Annotated in this window: 1 protein-coding gene; it reads right to left on the reverse strand. The window is 76.0% G+C overall.

Annotated features, from left to right (window positions below):
- Positions 1-1,029 (reverse strand): DEAD/DEAH box helicase (locus tag A612_RS12040; protein ID WP_019374724.1); only part of this gene is annotated, 1,029 nt, incomplete at its 3' end.
- Positions 1,030-1,109 lie beyond the last annotated feature (80 nt).

Here is a 1,109-nt window from a genome sequence, read left to right on the forward strand (position 1 = left end):
CTCCAGCCACTCCACCAGCTTGGCGAAGTGCTGCTCGGCCAGGATCTCGGTGGGCGCCATCAGCGCGCACTGCCAGCCGGCGTCGATGCACACGCAGGCGGCCAGCGCCGCCACCACCGTCTTGCCCGAGCCGACGTCGCCCTGCAGCAGGCGGTGCATGGGCCGCGCCTGGCCCAGGTCGCGCAGGATCTCGCCGCTCACGCGCCGCTGCGCCGCCGTGAGCGAGAACGGCAGGGCGGCAAGCAGCTGCTCGTGCAGCGGCGCCTCGCGCCCCGGGCGCAGCACGGGCGCCGCCAGGCCCGCACGCTCGCGTCGCGCCCGCCACTGTGACAGCTGCTGCGCCAGCAGCTCCTCGGCCTTCAGCCGGTGCCAGGCCGGGTGGCTGCGGTCTTCCAGCGCCGCCAGTGCCGCCTCGGGGGGCGGGTGGTGCAGGAAGAACAGCGCCTCGCGCAGGCTCCACGCCGCCTGCGCGCCCGCAGCGGGCGGCGGCGCCAGCTCGGGCGGGATGGTCTCGGGCAGGGGCACGCGCGTCAGCGCGGTGGCGATGGCGCGGCGCAGGTAGGCCTGCGGCAGCTGCGCGACCGTCGGATAGACGGGCGTGAGCGCGGCCGGCAGCTCGCCCTCGGCGCGCTTGAAGGCCGGGTGCAGCATCTGCCGACCCCAGAAGCCGCCGCGCACCTCCCCGCGGGCGCGCAGCCGGGTCCCCACCGCCATGGCCTTCTGGTGGGAGGGGTAGAAGCTGAAAAAACGCAGCTCGCAGCTGCCGGTGGCGTCCTGCAGGCGCACCACCAGCTGCCGGCGCGGCTGGTACTGGACCTCGCAGGCCGTCACCGTCCCTTCGACCTGCACCGTCGCGCCCTCGCGGGCGCTGCCGATCGGCGTGATGCGCGTCTCGTCCTCGTAGCGCAATGGCAGGTACAGCGCCAGGTCGATGTCGCGCACCAGGCCGAGCTTATGCAGCGCCTGGCGCGCCGGGCTCGGCGGCGCGCGGCGCGCGGGGGCAGCCTGGGAGGCGGGGGCCGGGGTCATGGTGGCAAGGGGCGCGAGAAGCTCCTGCAGGCGGGCGCCGGGAGCGGGGTGGACCAAGTGTACGGCCGCCGGCGGCGCCC

The organism is Melaminivora alkalimesophila (assembly GCF_000282995.1).
Lineage (GTDB): Bacteria > Pseudomonadota > Gammaproteobacteria > Burkholderiales > Burkholderiaceae_C > Melaminivora > Melaminivora alkalimesophila.